The sequence below is a fragment of the Paenibacillus sp. VMFN-D1 genome (assembly GCF_003386155.1).
Lineage (GTDB): Bacteria > Bacillota > Bacilli > Paenibacillales > Paenibacillaceae > Paenibacillus_AQ > Paenibacillus_AQ favisporus.
Genome location: NZ_QRDU01000007.1, coordinates 78,464 through 97,700, shown reverse-complemented (window position 1 = coordinate 97,700; position 19,237 = coordinate 78,464). Strand labels below are relative to the sequence as shown.

The 19,237-nt window shown below is 55.8% G+C and carries 17 protein-coding genes; 6 read left to right on the top strand and 11 right to left on the bottom strand.

What is annotated here, in order from left to right:
* Nucleotides 1–104: 104 nt before the first annotated feature.
* The 7 genes from C7820_RS31090 to C7820_RS31060 form a co-directional block, all read right to left on the bottom strand.
* Nucleotides 105–1,451, bottom strand: a complete 1,347-nt coding sequence (locus tag C7820_RS31090; RefSeq protein WP_076175796.1) for an ABC transporter substrate-binding protein — start codon at nucleotides 1,449–1,451, stop codon at nucleotides 105–107.
* A gap of 278 nt (nucleotides 1,452–1,729) precedes the next feature.
* Complete coding sequence (locus tag C7820_RS31085; RefSeq protein ID WP_076175798.1) at nucleotides 1,730–2,002, bottom strand: hypothetical protein; 273 nt, start codon at nucleotides 2,000–2,002, stop codon at nucleotides 1,730–1,732.
* Nucleotides 2,003–2,135: 133 nt separating this feature from the next.
* Nucleotides 2,136–2,996, bottom strand: coding sequence for an inositol monophosphatase family protein (locus tag C7820_RS31080; RefSeq protein ID WP_116234331.1), 861 nt, complete (start codon nucleotides 2,994–2,996; stop codon nucleotides 2,136–2,138).
* 240 nt (nucleotides 2,997–3,236) lie between these two features.
* Entirely contained in the window at nucleotides 3,237–4,238 is a 1,002-nt protein-coding gene (uvsE, locus tag C7820_RS31075) for a UV DNA damage repair endonuclease UvsE (RefSeq protein WP_116234360.1), read from the bottom strand.
* A 36-nt stretch (nucleotides 4,239–4,274) separates the two neighbouring features.
* Complete coding sequence (locus C7820_RS31070; RefSeq protein WP_076175803.1) at nucleotides 4,275–4,595, bottom strand: hypothetical protein; 321 nt, start codon at nucleotides 4,593–4,595, stop codon at nucleotides 4,275–4,277.
* Between the two features lie 142 nt (nucleotides 4,596–4,737).
* Nucleotides 4,738–5,832: a D-alanine--D-alanine ligase gene (locus tag C7820_RS31065; RefSeq protein ID WP_116234330.1), complete on the bottom strand. Its 1,095-nt coding sequence runs from the start codon at nucleotides 5,830–5,832 to the stop codon at nucleotides 4,738–4,740.
* A gap of 69 nt (nucleotides 5,833–5,901) precedes the next feature.
* On the bottom strand, nucleotides 5,902–6,912 hold the full coding sequence (locus tag C7820_RS31060) for an amidase domain-containing protein (protein ID WP_397334241.1): 1,011 nt from the start codon (nucleotides 6,910–6,912) through the stop codon (nucleotides 5,902–5,904).
* Between the two features lie 452 nt (nucleotides 6,913–7,364).
* On the opposite strand from C7820_RS31060, the gene acnA reads away from it, so the two are divergent.
* Entirely contained in the window at nucleotides 7,365–10,079 is a 2,715-nt protein-coding gene (acnA, locus tag C7820_RS31055; protein WP_116234328.1) for an aconitate hydratase AcnA, read from the top strand.
* A 69-nt stretch (nucleotides 10,080–10,148) separates the two neighbouring features.
* Here the strand turns inward: acnA and C7820_RS31050 are convergent, their stop codons facing one another.
* Nucleotides 10,149–10,703: a hypothetical protein gene (locus C7820_RS31050; RefSeq protein WP_116234327.1), complete on the bottom strand. Its 555-nt coding sequence runs from the start codon at nucleotides 10,701–10,703 to the stop codon at nucleotides 10,149–10,151.
* 227 nt (nucleotides 10,704–10,930) lie between these two features.
* Here C7820_RS31050 and C7820_RS33635 point away from each other — a divergent pair, with 227 nt between their 5' ends.
* Nucleotides 10,931–11,071: a hypothetical protein gene (locus tag C7820_RS33635; RefSeq protein WP_167527130.1), complete on the top strand. Its 141-nt coding sequence runs from the start codon at nucleotides 10,931–10,933 to the stop codon at nucleotides 11,069–11,071.
* 134 nt (nucleotides 11,072–11,205) lie between these two features.
* Here C7820_RS33635 and C7820_RS31045 read toward each other — a convergent pair whose 3' ends face one another.
* Complete coding sequence (locus C7820_RS31045; protein ID WP_116234326.1) at nucleotides 11,206–11,769, bottom strand: DUF1700 domain-containing protein; 564 nt, start codon at nucleotides 11,767–11,769, stop codon at nucleotides 11,206–11,208.
* Nucleotides 11,766–12,110 carry a PadR family transcriptional regulator gene (locus C7820_RS31040; RefSeq protein WP_116234325.1) on the bottom strand — a complete coding sequence of 115 codons (345 nt, stop codon included), beginning with the start codon at nucleotides 12,108–12,110 and terminating at the stop codon, nucleotides 11,766–11,768. The genes C7820_RS31045 and C7820_RS31040 overlap by 4 nt, the downstream gene beginning before the upstream one ends.
* Nucleotides 12,111–12,503: 393 nt before the next feature.
* On the opposite strand from C7820_RS31040, the gene C7820_RS31035 reads away from it, so the two are divergent.
* The 4 genes from C7820_RS31035 (at nucleotide 12,504) to C7820_RS31020 (ending at nucleotide 18,034) form a co-directional block, all read left to right on the top strand.
* Nucleotides 12,504–12,902, top strand: a complete 399-nt coding sequence (locus C7820_RS31035) for a GntR family transcriptional regulator (protein ID WP_116234324.1) — start codon at nucleotides 12,504–12,506, stop codon at nucleotides 12,900–12,902.
* Complete coding sequence (locus C7820_RS31030; protein WP_116234323.1) at nucleotides 12,902–14,005, top strand: DUF1648 domain-containing protein; 1,104 nt, start codon at nucleotides 12,902–12,904, stop codon at nucleotides 14,003–14,005. Before C7820_RS31035 ends, C7820_RS31030 begins: the two co-directional genes overlap by 1 nt.
* A 61-nt stretch (nucleotides 14,006–14,066) precedes the next feature.
* Complete coding sequence (locus tag C7820_RS31025) at nucleotides 14,067–15,692, top strand: alpha/beta hydrolase family protein (RefSeq protein ID WP_116234322.1); 1,626 nt, start codon at nucleotides 14,067–14,069, stop codon at nucleotides 15,690–15,692.
* A 329-nt stretch (nucleotides 15,693–16,021) separates the two neighbouring features.
* Entirely contained in the window at nucleotides 16,022–18,034 is a 2,013-nt protein-coding gene (locus tag C7820_RS31020) for an alpha/beta hydrolase family protein (protein ID WP_116234321.1), read from the top strand.
* A gap of 182 nt (nucleotides 18,035–18,216) precedes the next feature.
* Here the strand turns inward: C7820_RS31020 and C7820_RS31015 are convergent, their stop codons facing one another.
* Nucleotides 18,217–18,960, bottom strand: a complete 744-nt coding sequence (locus C7820_RS31015; RefSeq protein WP_105444338.1) for an IclR family transcriptional regulator — start codon at nucleotides 18,958–18,960, stop codon at nucleotides 18,217–18,219.
* Nucleotides 18,961–19,237: the final 277 nt, after the last annotated feature.

The window sequence follows — 19,237 nt, the reverse complement described above, 5'->3', positions numbered from 1 at the left end:
CGGTTCTCATAGGATCATCCAAACCCGCCAGGCGCGGCGCTGAGGCCGTCCTGACGAATTTGGATGCAGAATCAATGCTTTAACATTTGAATTTTCGAAAATGGTTAGCTGCGTTCCGCCAGTGTTTTGGCTTTCTCGACAGCAGCGTCCCATTCTTTGGCCGGGTCGGCTTTTTTCTCAAGGACGTTCTTCAGCGCATCCTTGAAGAACGTATCCGTCTGATCATGCAGCGGACCATAGTAGACCGGTTTTACGCGCTGTGCGGCTTTACCGTATTCCACGGCCGTCGCCTGTCCGCCGAAGAAGTCGTCCTTGAAGCCGGTGAAGGCCGCATCCGTATACAAAGCAGGAATCGAAGGCATCAAGCCTTTGGATTTGAACGATTCCAGCTGATTCTCCTTGCTGTCAAGCCAGGCGATGAATTCGTAAGCTTCCTTCGAATGCTTGCCCTGCTTCGGCAGCGTCAGGAAGGAACCGCCCCAGTTGCCCGCGCCTTCAGGCAGCTGCGTAATTCTCCATTTGCCGGAGGAGTCCGGACCGTTGGTCTTGATGTTGCCTGCCATCCAAGCCGGTCCAAGCATGACGCCGAATCCGCCGTCGTTGGTCGCCTGACCCCATTCCGGAGACCACAGCAGCGTATTGCCGATCCAGCCTTCCTGAATGCCTTTGACCGTAAAGTCATAGGCTTTCTTCACCATCGGGTTTTTGTCGCCGATGAAGGAGCCGTCCGCCTTGCTGAAATAAATCTCGCCGTCGGATTGGTCACGAACGCCGTTGTAGACCAGATCCGTCAAATCCGCAAACGGCTTGCCGGTTTTCTCTTTGAACTGCTTTGCCACGGCAGCGAATTTATCCCACGTATCAATCGCCTTGCCGAATTCTTCCGGATCGGTCGGCAGCCCCGCCTTCTCCATCAAATCGGTGCGGTAATACACGACGGTCGGGCCGATGTCGGTCGGAAGCCCGATCTGGAAGCTTCCGTCCTTGGACGAGCCCTGCTTCCATTTCCAGTCCAGGTAGTTGGCGGCGATATCTTTAGCCCCTAAATCATTCAGGTTGTAAAATTTGTCCTCCGCCGTAATGAACCGCTCCATGAAGCCGATCTCCAGCATGAAGATGTCCGGAGCTCCGGATCCGGCGGACAAAGCCGTCGTCAGGTTGTTATGGTGCGCGGTCTGGTCGGAGGTGTTCTGGAATTTGATCGTAATGTTGGGATGCTCTTTGGTGTATTCTTTGCCGAGCTCCTCATAGTTGGTCGTGCCGAGCGACCAGAAGGACAGCTCGATCTTCTCGTCCGAGCTCGTCTTTGAGGAATCGTCCGTCGTGGCCGCCGGCTCCGCCGTTCCTTCCGAGGTACCGCTGCCGCTTTTACTGCCCCCGCCGCAGGCAGACAAGGATACCATCAGGATGAGCGCAAGCAGCATGACCGGCCATTTCTTGCCTTTTCTCATTTGTTTAATGCCCCTCTCGAAAATAGGTTGATTTACAAGGATCAGTCTACCGGATCGCTTTCCAAATTTTGAGGAGGCAATATTGCGATTTAGGGTTGAAATTATTACGGTGGGGATGCGCTGTACAAAGTGATGGGAAAGGATGTTGGAGAGGAATCTCAGCTTGGAGGTAAATTTCGGAGTCCTTAACAAACGACAAAAGACCTGTACGGCCTTCTCTGCCGGAACCGGCAGCTGCCACACAGGTCTAATTTGGGATGATCAAGCGATCATGTTCTCTACGACTTCTCGTCCTCCAGGGATTTGCTTTCGGAAGCTCCGTCCCCTTCGGCTCTCTTCATATATTTATCATACCGGTCATCAAGCTCCTTCGCCATGCCCCGGTAAATCTTCGTCTCTTCCACGATCGGGTCCATCTTCGTCTGGATCCGGATTTCATATCTCGGAGAAATGAGCTCGCGCTCCTTCTCTTCACGGTCTTGCTGCTGCTGCAGCTCGCCTTCGGTCAGCATGTCACTGAGCTGCCGCTCCAAATTGTCCTTCTCACTCATGGGTTGACACTCCTTTGCGCTGTACCGGTGGCCTGCCACCGCGTGAATAAGATCGATTACGTCCATTGTTTGTTACCCCGATTCAAGCCTAATGAAACAGCATGACGGTCAGGCTCAGCCTCTGAATCTCCGACTATTCGCCGGTCCCCTTCGCTTCCTTCAATGCGCCGACCAGCTCCTGCTGAATCAGCCCGTTCGTGGCGACCACATGGCGAACGCCCAGATGATAAGGATTGCCGAGCGTATCCGTGATGCTTCCGCCGGACTCGGTGATCATCAGCGATCCCGCTGCCAGGTCCCAGGCGTTCAAGCCGACTTCCCAGTAGCCGGTAAGCCGCCCGCTGGCAACATAAGCCAGATGCAGGGCTGCGGAGCCCCCGGAGCGGATGTTGCGCACCCGCGGCGCAAGGAAATTAAGTCCGGCCATATTTTGCGGAAGCGTCGTATCTCTTCCCACCGGAAAGCCTGTTGCGAGAAGGCTCTCATTCAGCGTTCCCTGCTGGGAAACGGACATGCGCTTGCCATGCACATAGGCGCCCTTGCCCTTTTCGGCCACGAACATTTCATCCCGTGAAGGATCGTAAATGACGCCGACGATCACTTCTCCTTTATGCGCCAAGGCAATGGATACGGAAAAGAACGGATACCCGTGAACATAGTTCGTCGTTCCGTCCACCGGATCCACAATCCACAAGTATTCTTCATCCAGCGCCTGCTCAAGCGCTTTCTTGGAAGCCTCCGGCCCGGGCTCGACCCCTTCCTCGCCAAGAAGCGCATGATCCGGAAAATGAGTGAAAATCAGCTTGCGGATCATTTGCTCGGCGCCCTTGTCCACTTCAGTGACCAAATCCGGCGCTCCGGACTTGGTATCCAACTGTTTTACCGTGCCCAGTTTACTCTTAATCCATTCGCCTGCTTTCGAGGCGGCGTTAATCGCTACAGCCGTAAAGCTCTTGCTGGTTACGACATATGGTACCTTACCCTCTTGGTTCAAAGCATTCACTCTACTTTCTGATTAGATCTGTACTTTGGGACGGCCCCGTCCGCGGGCGGAGCCAAGACACTCATGAACACAGCTCCCGTCCCCGTGTGGATCAGCTTATAACGTCACACCGCTGATTCTATCTCCTAAAACTATACGTATAGACTCCGGCAAAGTTTCGCCCGATTCGGACCGGGAAACCGATTTCCACATTGGCCCCAAAGGTGATGCCCGTAAAGAAATCAACCTTATCTAGGGTGTAATCTCAATACTCGCACCATCCAGAATACGCACTCCGTCACCCTGATATGCCTGCAAATCCTCCATCAGCTTGAACAGCGCCCCGTCCTTGGCTTTGGCTTCAATCATGACATCCACGGCAGGTGTATCTCCCGCAATCTTCCGTAAAAAGGTCAAGAGCGGCTCCATCTCGACGTGATCGGCATGGCCGCGCGGGTCCGACTCGCTCTTGGGGCTGGACACGTGAATTTTCGGCGGAAGCGGCTTGTCCTTCGCCGCATCGGCCTGCGCCAGCGGCGTCGACCAGGTCTGCAGGATGTCCGGCCACAGCTCCCAGGGCTTCTCCCCATCATTATTGACCCATTGGTGGTGAATATCCAGCACCATCGGCAGTCCGACATGCTGACAGACCTCAAGCGTCTCGGCGGCCGTAAACGTCTTGTCGTCGTTTTCCAGCGTCAGCCGCTGCTTGATGTCTTCGTCCAGCGCGGCAAAATGCTCCTCAAACCGCTGCGCCGCAGCGGTTTTGTCACCATAAGCTCCGCCGATATGTATGTTGTTCTTCGCTGTCGCGTTCAGCCCCATCACCTTCAGCATCGTAACATGGTGGCGGAGGTCACGAATGGAGCTCTTCAGCACCTCGGCCCGGGGCGTGCTGAGCACCGTGAAATGATCCGGGTGAAAAGACACCCGCATGTCATGCTGCTTGACGTAATTGCCCACCTCGCCAAACGGCTCGCGAAGGGCATCATAGGGGCTCCAATCGCTTAGGTCCGAATGGGTCGCCAGCGGAATCAGTTTGGAAGAAAACCGGTACACATGAATGCCGCTGCCGTTGTTATGCTTCAGCAGCCGCAGCGTGTTATGCAAATTTTCGGCCGCAATCCGCTCCAGTTTGCGAATGGCCGCCTCCCGGTCGTTCAGTTTGGTGAAACTGGCCATCGTCATCGTTTTGGAGGGAGACGCATCTTTTATTACGGTTGACATCGCCACGTATCCGAAACGGACCCTCATCATTGGCTTCTACTCCTCTTGGTTATAAAATCATCCTTAAGAAGTATGTTCCCCAAAAAACATTTCGTAAGCCAAATCGGTCTGAATCCGCGACTCCTCGTCGGTCAGCTTGCGGATGAGCTCCATTTCGACCTCCGTAACCTCCTGCCCCTGAAAATTGATCTCGGCGATGCAGCCGACGATCTTAACGATTGCCACCGCCACGTTGTTCGGGGTATAGGCAATCACTTTCTGGCCTGTCGGGAAGACGCGGAAGCCCTGCTTGACCATTTTGCCGCGTCCGTATTCGAGCAGCTCGTACAGCTCCTGGTCGCTTTTGAACTTGCACACGGAATTGAATTCGGTCTGGAAACCCATCATTTCATCTCCTTCTCCTGATTAAAATGGAAAAGGTACCCGGCCTATACTGCAGAGCCGGCCGGATACCTTATATGGTGTTGCTGTACGTCTAACCGTTCATTCTGGCGGACCTTCACTCAAGCAATCTCGCAGCGCCAAGTTAAATGTCGTTGGCAAAAACCAGCGACTGCTTGCTGTTGTAGCGCTCCAGCGCCAGCTCGATCATCCGGTCCAGCAGCGCCTGATAGCCGAGGCCCGTTTCACGCCAGAGCAGCGGATACATGCTGTATGGAGTGAAGCCCGGCATCGTGTTGACCTCATTGATGAAGATGGCGCCGTCCGATTTGCGGATGAAGAAATCGGCCCGGGTAATGCCGCTGCCTTCGATCGCCTGAAAAGCAATCAGGGCGAGCTCCCGCAGCCGGTCCGCCGTCTCCGCATCCAGCGAAGCCGGAATGACCATTTCAGATTGCCCATCCGTATACTTCGCCGCGTAGTCGTAATAATCGCTGGAGGAAATAATTTCTCCCGGCACAGATGCCATCGGCTCGTCATTGCCGAGCACAGCCACCTCCACTTCGCGCGCGTCCACAAACTCTTCGACGATGACTTTGAGGTCATAGCGGAAAGCGAGCTCAATCGCCTGCTCCAGCTCCTCGCGGTTTCTCGCCTTGGAGATGCCAACGCTCGATCCCAAATTCGCCGGTTTGACAAAGCATGGGTATCCAAGGTCGTCTTCGACGCCCATGATCAGATTGAAGCTGCTGCGCTCCCACTGCGATTTCGTGAAAAAGCGGTAGCCGCATTGAGGCAGGCCCGCCTGCGCAAACAGCTTTTTCATTACGGCCTTATCCATTCCGGCTGCGGAAGCCAGGACTCCGGCGCCTACGTAAGGAATGTTCGCCATTTCGAACAGACCCTGGATGGTTCCGTCTTCCCCAAAGGTTCCGTGAAGAAGCGGGAACATCAGGTCGATGCCGGCTTCACCGCCGTACAGCCTGCTGAAAATCGCTCCCAGCGCCGCTTCTGTACCTTCCTGGCTCTGTTCCAACTTCAGCTGGTCCAGCTTGCCGAGGGGGGCCTGCAGCGTCGTTCCTTTTCTCCACTCGCCCTGCTTCGTAATATAGAATGGAATAAGTTCGTATTTATCGTAATCAAAGGCGTTCATCACCGCAAAGGCCGTCTGCAGCGATACCTCGTGTTCTCCTGATTTACCGCCGTACACAAGGCCTACGGTTGTTTTGTTGTTCCCCATGCCAAACCTCTCTTTTTCCTCATGATTGCAGGTGTCCTCCTGCCGCTGTTCATATACCATTATAATGGCTTAGAAGTAGTCCGGGATATGTAAAAAACGGTATACGGTGTTCTCCGACCAGGCGTAGGAGTCCTTGTAGTCCCAGAAACGGTGCTTGCTGCTGACCGTATGGGCGTTGACCAGCGGGCTTCCGCCGGCATCAAACGCCGTGACGATCGTGCTGTGCTGAAAGGAGCCGTCGCCGTCCCAGTCATAAAAAATGACGTCGCCCAGCATCAGCTGCTCGGGCCGCTCCACCAGCTCACCGCGGAGCCCCCAGCTGCTTGACGACAAAAAGGATTGCAGCGCGTTCGAAACTGCCCAGCTGTAGCTCCACCACTCTTTGCTCCCGACATATCCTTTGTACCACCAGCCCGATTCTCTTTTACCAGTATAGTGGATCGGAGCGCCCCCTGCAAAGAGGCATTGCGAGATGTAATTGGTGCAGTCCACCTCGAATACGGCAAACTCCGGATTGCTGGTTTCCCACCACTCGTCGGCATAAGCCGCCGCTGCCGCGCGGTTGTAGCGTGATGTTTTGCGGCCGGGTCCGCCCTGAAGCACCTCGGCGTTCAGGTAAGGCTTCGACCCGCCGCTGGAATAGGCGTAGGCCGGCTGCCCGGTGTGCACGGCAGGGATGCCGGCGGCCGGATGCTTCTCCGGCGTCAGCTGCTCCACCGACACGATCACCCAGGCATCCCCGTCCCGGATCAGGGTCAGCCTCTCCCGCTGGATCATTTCCTCCACATGATTGACGCCGCCCTTTTCATAGAACAGCTGCACATACAGCTGCACGTCGATGACCGCCTCCTCCGGGGTATCGCGGATCGTCCGCAGCAGCTTGGCCCTCGTCTCGCTGCGAAGCGGCCTTGCCCCCCTTGCGGCATACCATTGTGACAGCCGGGAAGCGCGCTCACTTCTTGCCAATAAATAAGCCGGATCCGTCACGACCTGATCTGTATGTTGTGACCGGTAATCGATCTGATGCTGGTTGTATTGATTTACATAGGCGTACAGCGTCTGCTTCCATTCCTTCTCCATTCCCATGCATTCCCCTTTCACCCGTTTCGTTAACCCGAAATATGTTGTTTCGGCTGCGTATATTCCACTATATGAAAAAAAGGGTGCACCTATGAACCCTGGTCCATTTTCGCTCGGCGGAGGTCCGCCGGAAGGCGGGAAGCGGACAAGCTTCGCACTCCGTCCCGCCAGTGCGCGGAACCAGTCCCGGCGCAGATCGGGGGAACTTTTTCCCGTTCTTTTGCCGCCTCGGTCTCTTCATATAAATAGACACAAAAAGTACTTTACTCCCCGGCTTGTAAACGGTATACTAAAAGCGAACCTCACTATTTTGAAATTATGTTTCATCTAGTGAAACAAGGAACGGCAAAGTGATCGCCCTTATCGCTCTCACCCAAGCCACCTGAATGATGACTGATTTGATGAACCACAGTAAGCAGAGGAACCGAATTACGATCAAGGAGGTACATGTAATGACAGCAAAGGATCAATTCTCCACGGCCCGCAGTCTGGAAGTCGGAGGCAAAACCTACCGTTACTACAGCCTGCAGGCTCTTGAGGAGCAGGGACTCGGCAGCATTTCCAAGCTTCCGTTCTCCATCAAGGTGCTTCTGGAAGCCGCTGTCCGCCAATTCGACGGACGTGCCATTACCCAGGAGCATGTATCGCAGCTGGCTAAATGGAATGAAGGACGTGACGATAACAAGGAAATCCCGTTCATTCCTGCCCGTATCGTATTGCAGGACTTCACCGGCGTACCGGTCGTCGTCGACCTTGCCGCTATGCGCGACACCGTGAAGAAAGCCGGCGGGGATCCGAAGAAGATCAACCCGCTCGTTCCGGTCGATCTCGTTATCGACCACTCCGTTATGGTTGATGCGTTCGGTACCAGCGACGCCCTCAACTACAACATGCAAGTGGAGTTTGAGCGCAACGAGGAACGCTACCGCTTCCTGCGCTGGGCCCAAACGGCATTTAACAATTTCCGCGCCGTTCCTCCGGGAACCGGGATCGTTCACCAGGTCAACCTGGAATATCTCGCATCCGTGGCGGCGACCAAGACAATCGACGGAGAAACGGTCGTATATCCGGACTCCCTCGTTGGTACGGACTCCCATACTACGATGATCAACGGCCTCGGCGTTGTCGGCTGGGGTGTCGGCGGGATCGAAGCCGAAGCGGGCATGCTCGGACAGCCGCTTTACTTCGTAACGCCTGACGTTATCGGCTTTAAACTGACAGGCAGCCTGACGGAAGGCGCTACGGCGACCGACCTTGCGCTGACCGTTACCCAAATGCTCCGCAAAAAAGGCGTTGTCGGCAAATTCGTCGAGTTCTTCGGACCGGGTCTGGCCAACATCAGCCTCGCGGACCGCGCAACGGTAGCCAATATGGCACCGGAATACGGCGCAACCATCGGCTTCTTCCCTGTCGATGACGAGACGCTGGCTTACCTGCGCAACACCGGACGTACCGATGAGCAGGTTGCTCTGGTAGAAGCCTACTACAAAGCACAGAACATGTTCCGCACCGCGGAAACCGAAGATCCGGAATTTACGGACATCATCGAACTCGACCTGGCCTCGGTCGTACCGAGCCTTGCCGGACCGAAACGCCCGCAGGACCGCATCGAGCTGACTCATATGAAGGACGCCTTCAACGACATCGTCCGTACGCCGATCGAAAAAGGCGGATACGGCCTCAGCGATGCCAAGATTGAAGAAAAAGTGTCCGTGAAGCATAAAGACGGATCCGTCAGCGAAATGGGAACCGGCGCAGTCGTTATCGCGGCGATCACCAGCTGTACGAATACGTCAAACCCAAGCGTTATGCTGGGCGCAGGTCTCCTGGCGAAGAAAGCCGTGGAACGCGGCCTGAAGAAACCGGGATACGTGAAGAGCAGCTTGACGCCGGGCTCCCTCGTCGTTACGGATTACCTGGAAAAAGCCGGGCTGCTTGAGCCGCTGGAAGCCCTTGGCTTCTACGTAGCGGGCTACGGCTGCGCAACATGTATCGGTAACTCCGGTCCGCTTCCGGACGAAGTAAGCCAGGCGATCACCGACAACGACATGACCGTCGCTGCCGTGCTGTCCGGTAACCGTAACTTCGAAGGACGCGTACACGCGCAGGTTAAAGCCAACTACCTGGCTTCGCCACCGCTCGTTGTCGCTTACGCGCTGGCAGGTACGGTCAACATTGACCTGCAGAACGATCCGATCGGTTACGATCCGAACAACCAGCCGGTTTATCTGAAAGATATCTGGCCGACTTCCGCGGAAATCAGAGAAGCGATCGGCTTGTCCGTCAGCCCTGAAGCGTTCCGCCGCAAATACGAGAACGTGTTTACCGCCAACGAGCGCTGGAATGCGATTCCGGTTCCGGAAGGCGAGCTGTACGAGTGGGACGACAAGTCCACGTACATTCAAAACCCTCCGTTCTTCGAGAATCTCGCAAACGGCTTGGCCGACATCGAAGATATCAAGTCCGCACGCGTGCTTGCCCTGCTGGGTGACTCCGTCACGACGGACCACATCTCCCCTGCCGGCAACATTTCGCCGACCAGCCCTGCAGGTCTGTACCTGAAGGAGCACGGCGTTGAACGCAAGGACTTCAACTCTTACGGTTCCCGCCGCGGTAACCACGAGGTCATGATGCGCGGTACGTTTGCGAACATCCGCATCCGCAACCAAGTGGCGCCGGGCACCGAAGGCGGCGTTACGACTTACCTGCCTACGGACGAAGTCGTGTCCATCTATGATGCTTCCATGAAGTATCAGGACAACGGACAGAACCTGGTCGTTATTGCCGGTAAAGAATACGGTACGGGAAGCTCCCGCGACTGGGCGGCCAAAGGTACGTTCCTGCTCGGCGTCAAAGCCGTTATCGCCGAAAGCTTCGAGCGGATTCACCGCAGCAATCTCGTCGGCATGGGCGTGCTTCCGTTGCAGTTCCAGGAAGGCCATGGCTGGAGCAGCCTGGGCCTCACCGGCCGCGAAACGTTCGACATTGTCGGACTCAGCAACGACATCAAGCCGGGCGAGAGCCTGACCGTCACCGCTACACGCGAAGACGGCACCAAGTTCGAATTCCCGGTAACGGCCCGTCTGGACAGCATGGTCGACGTGGATTACTACCACAACGGCGGCATTCTGCAAACCGTGCTGCGTCAAATGATCGCCAACCAATAATTATCGTTAAAAAGTAAAAGCCCCACAGTGCCATGGACATGGCCTGCGGGGCTTTATTTATCATACTGCTTATTCTTTGATACCATGGGACGTTGAATAACTGTCGATGATGACGATCGTATCCACGATTCCGTCGTACTCCAGCGCACTGAAGATCAGCAGATTTTTGGCTTCCTTATCGTTCTTGGGCTTGTTCTCCTTCAGAAGCACCTGCTTTTTCATATCAAAAACATACGTTAATTGGGAATCCGGTATGGTCGGCATATGAACATCCCCGTAAATACTTTCGAACTGGTCTTTGTGCATGCCGATCTCGGCATCTAAGGCAGTTTTATAATGATCCTTCGCTTCTTCCTCGAGCCGGATAGCGGCAACCTTGCCGTCCCGATAAAATGCGTAGACACCGAAGGCATATTCAAACTCTCCCTCTCTCCTTTCTTTGCCCTGTCCCAATACGGCCTCAGCGTCCGCCTGCTTCATTCCATAATACACCTTTCGTCCATCCGCCTTGCTGACGATGCCCAAATCCTCCACGGTGAACTTCTTTTCATCCTCCTTTTCGCTGCTGCTGCAGCCTCCCAATGCCAGAATGAACAAGATCAGAAGAGCGCAAGCGGTTCTCATGATTTCCCCCCTCGTTTGGATTTACTAAATTTTACAACAGCTGGGGCGGTTCGCCAATCACGATTCCGGAATCATGGCACTACGTCATCTGATGTTTCATTTACCTAGCAACGGGGTAAAAAAGATACACAATCCCCGTGACGGACTTTGCGTCTTCGGATCAGACTTCATTAAACTTGCTTTACGAAAATCTGTTTCCAAATCCCTGGCATAAGGAGGCCTGCAGAATGATACATATGCACGGCATCATGCCCTATCACCCGTCTTACCCTAAGCCGCAGCCCGTTAACCGGCCGGTGAAGGAAGATACGGACAAGAATAGGAGCTTTCAAGAGATTTTGCAGGAGAAAATCAGCCAGAACCGCTGATGCACCAAGGTCGCTGCTAGTCGGGCGCCAGGCGGAATCACAATCACGCCGATCAGCTGGTATAAATGAGAAAGACCGTGCGCATGATGCGTACGGTCTTTCTCTGTTCCGGTTAACATTAAAATTGCAAATACCTATGCCGACACCCGGCCGCCCGGCAGTGATCTTCGATAATGGGTGGACAAAAAAGCCATGTACTTTTTAAGACCTATCCAGCTGAAGTATGCGATCCCTCCAATGATGGCGCCAACGATCGCCGCGACCACCATGCTGTATTCCGTTGGGACCTCCATGCCAGGCACGCCCATACTGATCCAGGTCGCGCCGAAAGTACGAATCGCGCCTGCGACCAGAATCAACAAGGTGCAAAAGCCAAAGCCGTAGGCAATCACGGCAAGGACCGGGATGACCATGATGCTCAGCAGCCCTGTCGTGCAGTAGAACAACGCCATAGCCAAAATATCGCGGAAAGATCCGCTCCGATGACCCTCGATGAAGTGCTGGCTCCGGTACGCCTTGGCGAGCTTGCGGGGATCGCCCAAACGCGACAGGATCGCCGCCTCCGGCTGCCCGTTCGCGATGCCCTCTGCGATATGGCTCTCGATTTCCATAACGGCATCCATCCGCTCTTCATCGGGAAGCTTCTCCAAGTACTTGTTCAATTTCTCTAAATAAGACCTTCCATATGGGCTGATCATAAGATCTCTCCTCCATAGATTTGAATTTGATCGACGCTCCGGCTGATCTTGTTCCACTCCGCAGACATCATCTCCACAAGCTGGTGCCCCGAAGGGGTCAGGCTGTAATATTTGCGCGGCGGACCTGCCTCCGATTCCTTCCAGAACGATTCGATGTATTGATCCTTTAGCAGCCGCCGAAGCAGCGGATAGAGCGTTCCCTCCGTCACGGCAAGCGGCTCCCATTGATCCAGCAGCGTCACAAGCTCGTATCCGTATCTCGGCTGCTTGGCGATAAGCTGCATAATGCAGTATTCCAGGATGCCTCTGCGGACCTGTGAAGTCCATTCCGACATTTCCATTTCGTTTGTCCGCTCCCTTCGTCACCATAATAACACCAGGTACTTTGCTTTGCAAGGTACTATGTCAAAATAGTTTTCGGAAACTGATGACAGTCATACGTGCGATGGTTCGGCGAACTATTTACAACGATATGTCCATTAGTTTGGCGAATTGATTTCAGTCATGCGTCCATTAATTTGGTGAACGATCTATAACCAAACGGCACTGGGTTGGCGAACTATTTACAATCACACATGCACTAGTATGACGAACTATTTACAATCACACATGCACTAGTATGACGAACTATTTACAATCACACGTGTAACTGTTATATTTGTTGTATAACAGATGATTATACTCTAACAATAAATACGACCTACGCAGCATGTTGATGAAAGGAGGGCTCATCATTGATTATCCGGTTGGATATGCAGTCCGACGTGCCCATTTACACACAGCTCATGAATCAGATCATCGAAGGGATCGCCAGCAAACAGCTGGCCCCGGGCGAGTATCTTCCCTCCGTCCGCAGCCTTGCCTCGGATATCGGCGTGAACCTGCACACCGTTAATAAGGCTTACACGCTGCTCAAGCAGGAAGGGTTTATCCAAATTCACCGGCAAAAAGGGGTCGTCGTGAACCCCGACGGCATGCCGGGAATCACCCCGGACTATACGCACAAACAGGAAGCTCAGCTTAGACCCGTCATCGCCGAAGCCATTTGCCGGGGCATGGATAAAGCGGAGCTGCTGCGGGTCGTGGAAAGCTTTTACGACGAAATCACCCAAGAACCAAAGGAGAATGCCTAATGTACTGGATATCCGTTTTGTTTCTGATTGCCATGTTCGTTCCCCTGTCGCTGTCCCTGATCTGCATGCCTTATTTAACGCGGGAAACTGTCAGTTTCGGCGTATCGGTCAGCGAAGCCATGTATCACAGCGCTCCGCTGCGCCGCATGCGCAGACAGTATGTATGGACCAGCTCAGTCGCATATGGCGTGCTGCTGATCGCCTGCCTCCTCGCCATGCTGACTGTGCCGGAAAAGCAGCAGCCTTCCATTATCTCAGGATTCGTAGTGCTGCTGATCGCCGCTTCGGCAGTCATCAATCTGATTTTTTATACGAAAATGAAACGATACAAAGCCACGCTTCCCCAGGAGACGTTGAACCCTTCCGTCGTGGCCGTGGATACGTCATTCCGCAGCGGGAACAAGCTGGTCTGGTCGAATAAATGGTTTCTGATCCATGGAGCCGTTGCATTGATCAGCGCCGCCCTGGCCCTGGCTTACTACGATAAAATCCCCGACACGCTGAACATGAAGTTCAACTGGCAGGGCGAAGTGACCCGAACGGCGGCCAAATCGTACCGGACGGTTCTCGGCCTGAACTTGATGCAGCTGGTCATGATCGGGATCTTTATGACCACGAACTGGTCGATCCTCCGCAGCAAACAGCAGCTGGACCCGGCCAATCCGCAGCAGTCGGTACGCCGGAACGCCGCCTTCCGCCGCCGATGGTCCATGTTCAATGTCGCGGCCGGCCTCATGATGGTGCTGCTGTTCTCGTTCGTTCAGTACAACATGATCTATCCGCTGAGCCGGGAGGTTATGATGCTTGTCAGCCTGATGATGCCCATTCTGATCGTCGTTTTGGCCATTGTGCTGGCCTTTTCCACCGGCCAGGGCGGTCGGCGGATCGGCGGTTCATCTTCCGGTTCCGGGGCAACGCATGTCGTTAATGATGATAAATATTGGAAGCTCGGCAATATTTATTTCAATCCGCAGGACCCCGCTCTGTTCGTCGAAAAACGTATGGGCATCGGCTGGACGGTCAACTTCGGCAGACCCGGCGCCTGGATTTTCCTGGTCGGTATCTTAGCTGTGATCATCATCGCGGCCCGAATTGCAAGTTAACACGCCGGAACGCGATATGTCATATTTTCATTCGGGGATATCCCCTTTAGGAGGAATGTTTATGAAAAAGAAACGAACCCTAAGCGCGGTGGCTGCTGCTTCCCTGACCGCCATCAGTCTGTCTGTCCCTGCAGCGGCTGCTGCCGAAACTCCGGACGCCACATCCTACGTCTCCATTCGCGAAACCGCAGTTCGATTGGGCGCCCAAGTCAGCTGGGACCCGAATCAGCGCTCGGTGACCGTCACAAAAGAAGGTACGAAGCTGGTACTGACTATCGGACGCTCCAACGCCGTACTGAATGGCAAAACCGTGCCGGCCGGAGGAACGGTCCGGATTACCGGCCAACAGGCGATGGCTCCGGCCGCCTTCCTGTCGACAGCATTAGGCGGCACAGAGAGCTCCGAAGGCCCTTCTGAAGCCGCCGACAATGCCGATTTGTTCCTTCAGGCCTTACGGGCCGGGAACGGAGCTGAGGCGGCCAAGGTCATGAGCCCCGCCCTGCAGCAGGCTCTGCCCGCTCAAACGCTGAGCGGCCTGTGGAAGAACTACGAGAGCGTCTACGGCCAAGTATCGTCAGTAGGCGGCAAGCAGGAAAGCGACAATGCCGTCCACCATAATGTGGCGTATACGCTGCAGACGGCGGCCGTACCGCTTCAGATCACCCTTCGCCTGAATGCAGACCGCCAGGTGGACGATCTGAACATCGGCCCGGTCTCGGCGGGAGGATACCGGCCTCCGGCTTATGATCATCCGGAGACCTATACCGAGCGGGAGGTCCAAATCGGCGAAGGGGAATGGGCTCTTCCCGGAACGCTGACCCTGCCTGTGGGCCAAGGACCGTTCCCTGCCGTCGTGCTCGTTCACGGCTCCGGTCCGAACGACCGGGACACCTCCATCGGCGGAGCCAAGCCGTTCCGCGACCTGGCGGCGGGATTAGCCGCCAAAGGCATCGCCGTCCTGCGCTACGACAAGGTCACGTTTGAGCATACCTTTAAAATCGCCGCCAACCCGAAATTAACCGTCAAAGAAGAGACGGTTGACGATGCGCTGTCGGCGGTGAAGCTGCTGACCCAAACCCCGGGCGTCGATCCCGCCCGGATTTACGTGGCGGGGCACAGTCAAGGCGGTTATGCGATGCCGCTCATCGTGGATGCCGATGCCAATGCCGGCCGGAACATCGCCGGCACTATCCTGCTGTCCGGCCCGAGCTCTTCATTTATCGACGTTGTCGTGGAGCAGCAAGCGGAATTGGTTTCTCGCGTAAAACAGTTGGGTCAGGATCCTGCTCCATACGAGCAGCAGGCAGCTGTGTGGACCCAGGCCGCCAAACTTCTGGACGACCCGCAGTATTCGGTCTCGCACCTGCCGGAGAGCTTTCCGATTCCACCGGCTTACTGGTGGTACGATAAGAAGGATTACAAGCCGTCCGAGTTAGCCAAAACGCAGAGCGGCCCGATGCTCGTCCTGCAGGGCGAAAACGACTGGCAGGTGCCGATGCATGAATTTGAACAGTGGAAGGAAGCATTAAAAGGCCGCGCCGATGTGGAATATAAGTCATTCCCGAAAGTAAACCATCTGCTTGCCGAATATGACGGCCTCTCCACCGGTTCGGAATACGCGCAGCCTTCCAACGTGACACCGGCAATCATCGATACGATCGCAAGCTGGATCGGCAAGCAGAAATAGACCGGACATAAGGCGTCGGCGCCAGCGGGAACCCCGACACTAGATGGCTCAGACGCCCGCCAGCTAATAACGCCACTAAGATACACGGCAAGCCCTTTGAACCGGATCAAGGGGCTTGTTTTTTGTGTCTTCCTATTAAGGTTGGTGAACCCATCGATGTTTGGGATGTTTGGGATGTTTGGGATGTTTGGGATGTGTGGATTTGTGGTCACGCCCTCCCCTCCTGCGCGGATCCGCGGATGGATTTCCCGCCGGAACTCTGGGATAATGTGGTTTAGAATCTGATTGCTTCATACCTATTCCAATTTCATGCTTAGGAGGCCCTGTCCATGAGTGAAAAACGTCCCATTACCGCCGATGACTTGTACCGGATGCATTGGGTCAGCGACCCTGCCGTATCCCCCAAGACCGGCGCTGTCGCGTACATATCGAAAACCGTTAACGACCAGCATGGGGGCTACACCTCCCATATTCGCCTGATCTCGCCGGACGGCCGGGAGGATACCGCCTTTACCGCCGGCGAGCAGGACGCCTCGCCAGCGTGGTCTCCCGACGGCTCCAGGCTGGCCTTTCTGCGCAAGAAGGGCGATGCCCGCCAAGTCTGGGTCATGCCCGCGCACGGCGGCGAAGCCCAGGCCGTAACGGAGCTGAAGCACGGCGTCAGCGCCTTTAAATGGGCGCCCGACGGCAGCGCCCTTCTGCTCCGCGCCGAGGCTCCTTCAACCGATGAAGCCGTCGGTGCGGACTCCGGAGCCCAAGCGGAGAAGGCCGGCAAGGACAAACAGCCGGACGAAAAAATTATTCATCGTATAAAATACAAGGCCGACGGCGCCGGACTGTGGAATGACCGCAGAACGCATCTGTTCGTTCACGATCTTGCCACTTCCGCTTGTACGCCAGTCACTTCGGGCGACTTCGATGTGTCTTCGTTCAATTGGTCGCCGGACGGCAGCCGCATCATCTATACCGCCACACAGGCCTCCGCTTCCTTCCCGGATCCGGACCTCTGCCTGACCAACGATTTATTCGTGGCGGAGCGGGACGGCGGAAACGTCCGCCAATTGACGGACGGGCGGCTGAGCATCGGGGCCATCGCCTACACGCCGGACGGCAGCCATATCCTGATGCTGGCCGACGACCTGAACTGCGGCTTTGCCACGCTGACGCGCATCTACCTGATTCCCGCTGAAGGCGGCGAGGCACGCGCCTGCTATGAGGACCTCGACGTACAGCTCGGACACGCCTGCGTTGGCGATATGCGCGCGGGAGCCGGCAGTCCACCCGTCTTCAGTGAAGACGGCAGGTACGTCTTCCTGCAGCTGAGCGAGGACGGCGGCGTCAAGGTCGCCCGCTTTGCGCTGGACGGCTCCGATTACGAGATCATCGCCGGCGGCGACAGGGAAATTTACCAGTTCGCCCTGGCACCGGAAGGCAGGCTGATTCTCGCTTCCGCAGATACGCTTCATCCGGGAGATCTGTTTGCCTTTGACATGGCAAACGGTGAAGAGACCCGGCTGACCAACTGCAACAAGGAGCTGTTCAGCGAGCTTGTGCTGAGCGAGCCGGAAGCCTTCCGCTTCGAAGCCTCGGACGGCTGGCCGATCCAGGGATGGATCATGAAGCCGGTCGGCTTCAAGGAAGGCTCCAAGGTGCCGGCCATCCTGGAAATCCACGGCGGACCGCAAGCGATGTACGGCTGCACGTTCATGCACGAGTTCCAGCTGCTCGCCGCGGCAGGATTTGCCGTGTTCTACACGAACCCGCGCGGCGGCCACGGGTATGGCCAGGCCCATGTCAATACGGTCCGCGGCGATTACGGCGGACGCGACTACCAGGACCTGATGGATGCGGTGGACTATGTCCTGTCCGCCTATGACTACATCGACGCCTCCCGGCTTGGCGTCACCGGCGGCAGCTACGGCGGCTTCATGACGAATTGGATCGTCGGGCATACCGACCGGTTCCAAGCCGCCGTCACCCAGCGTTCGATCTGCAACTGGGTGTCGTTCTACGGCGTCAGCGATATCGGGTACTATTTTACAGAGGACCAGATTTGGGGCAATCCGTGGGACGATCTGGAGAAGCTGTGGAAGCATTCCCCGATCGCTTACGTGAAGCAGGTGAACACGCCGCTCCTGATCCTGCACGGGGAGCAGGATCTCCGCTGCCCGATCGAGCAGGGAGAGCAGCTGTTCGTGGCGCTCAAGCGCCTTGGCAAGGAAGCGCAGTTCATCCGTTTTCCGGGAGCCGACCACAACCTGTCCCGCAGCGGCAATCCGCATCTGCGCACCCGCCGGCTGACCCATATCGTACGCTGGTTTGAAGAGCATATCGAGCACTGATTTCACTGATTTCACTGACTTCACTGATGACATTGATTTCTAATTCATAAATTCTATAATCTAAAAAAAGCCCGCCATACCGGATTTCCCCGGTATGACGGGCTTTCTCTATAACGATGACGCAGACCGTTTGTTTTCTTATTCTATTCATCCGTTCACAACCTCAGTGGGCTTACGTCTGTTTACGGAATCATCAGCCCCATTTCCCGCGCCGCTTCAATCAGCACGGGAGCAAACTCATTCAGCGTTTCGCTGGACAGCCGGCTCACCGGGCCGGATACGGACAGGGCAGCGGCGACGTGGCCGTTCCGATTCACGATCGGCACCGCCACCGCGGCGGCGCCGGGCTCGCGCTCCTCGATGCTCGTCGCATAGCCCCGCTCGCGGATGTCCTGCAGCTGCCGCACATAGCTGCCGCCCTTCACCAGCTCCGCCCAATCCGGATCGCTCAGGAGCTCCTCCTGATCGGCAGGCGCGGCAAACGCCACCAGCACCTTGCTCGACGCTCCCACCGTAAGCGGCAGGCGCGCCCCGACCTGCGCCACCCTCCGGATGGCCTGGTTGCTCTGCACCGCCTGGATCCGCAGACGGTCCTTCCCGTCCCGCAGGTACAGGCTGACCGTCTCACCCAGCCGGTCCCGCAGCCGCTCCATCGCCGGCAGCAGCAGCACCGCCGGATCGTCGCTTTGCGATAAATGCGTGGACAGCTCCCACACTTTAATGCCCAGCCGGTATTTTTCCGTCGCCGCATCGCGGACGACGAAAGCCTTCTCCTCAAGAGTCGTCATCAGCCGATGGACGGTGCTCTTGTGCAGTCCGATCATTCCGGCAATTTCGGTCAGTCCCAGCTCGCTGTTCTGCGTAAAACACATCAATATATCCAGTGCCCGTTCAACGGCACGAACCGTTAATTTGCGGTCTTCCATTCCGATCCCGCCCCTCAAATGTTTCACCACATGAAACATGGTTACATAAATTATAAGAAATTCGCCGGATAAAGTCTATATTTTCTTCTTTGACCCTTTCGCAAGAAGACGCTAATACGTAGCTAGGGCCAATGTCCGGCATCACTGCACTCGTGCACCACCGGGTGCCCATCTGCATGTGCAAGTTCATGCCGTCGGGCACTCTATGCTCATGTCCGCATCAGGAGGACAAGGGTAGCCGGCAGGTGAACTATGGAGCGGTTCACTATTACAATTG

Excerpts from the sequence above, each read along its gene's own strand:
- C7820_RS31030 (WP_116234323.1), top strand. The coding sequence starts at position 12,902 with ATGTACTGGATATCCGTTTTGTTTCTGATTGCCATGTTCGTTCCCCTG.
- C7820_RS33635 (WP_167527130.1), top strand. The coding sequence starts at position 10,931 with ATGATACATATGCACGGCATCATGCCCTATCACCCGTCTTACCCTAAG.
- C7820_RS31020 (WP_116234321.1), top strand. The coding sequence starts at position 16,022 with ATGAGTGAAAAACGTCCCATTACCGCCGATGACTTGTACCGGATGCAT.
- C7820_RS31090 (WP_076175796.1), bottom strand. The coding sequence starts at position 1,451 with ATGAGAAAAGGCAAGAAATGGCCGGTCATGCTGCTTGCGCTCATCCTG.
- C7820_RS31050 (WP_116234327.1), bottom strand. The coding sequence starts at position 10,703 with ATGAGAACCGCTTGCGCTCTTCTGATCTTGTTCATTCTGGCATTGGGA.
- C7820_RS31040 (WP_116234325.1), bottom strand. The coding sequence starts at position 12,110 with ATGGAAATGTCGGAATGGACTTCACAGGTCCGCAGAGGCATCCTGGAA.
- C7820_RS31065 (WP_116234330.1), bottom strand. The coding sequence starts at position 5,832 with ATGGGGAACAACAAAACAACCGTAGGCCTTGTGTACGGCGGTAAATCA.
- uvsE (WP_116234360.1), bottom strand. The coding sequence starts at position 4,238 with ATGAGGGTCCGTTTCGGATACGTGGCGATGTCAACCGTAATAAAAGAT.
- C7820_RS31045 (WP_116234326.1), bottom strand. The coding sequence starts at position 11,769 with ATGATCAGCCCATATGGAAGGTCTTATTTAGAGAAATTGAACAAGTAC.
- C7820_RS31060 (WP_397334241.1), bottom strand. The coding sequence starts at position 6,912 with ATGGAGAAGGAATGGAAGCAGACGCTGTACGCCTATGTAAATCAATAC.
- acnA (WP_116234328.1), top strand. The coding sequence starts at position 7,365 with ATGACAGCAAAGGATCAATTCTCCACGGCCCGCAGTCTGGAAGTCGGA.
- C7820_RS31015 (WP_105444338.1), bottom strand. The coding sequence starts at position 18,960 with ATGGAAGACCGCAAATTAACGGTTCGTGCCGTTGAACGGGCACTGGAT.
- C7820_RS31070 (WP_076175803.1), bottom strand. The coding sequence starts at position 4,595 with ATGGGTTTCCAGACCGAATTCAATTCCGTGTGCAAGTTCAAAAGCGAC.
- C7820_RS31085 (WP_076175798.1), bottom strand. The coding sequence starts at position 2,002 with ATGAGTGAGAAGGACAATTTGGAGCGGCAGCTCAGTGACATGCTGACC.
- C7820_RS31025 (WP_116234322.1), top strand. The coding sequence starts at position 14,067 with ATGAAAAAGAAACGAACCCTAAGCGCGGTGGCTGCTGCTTCCCTGACC.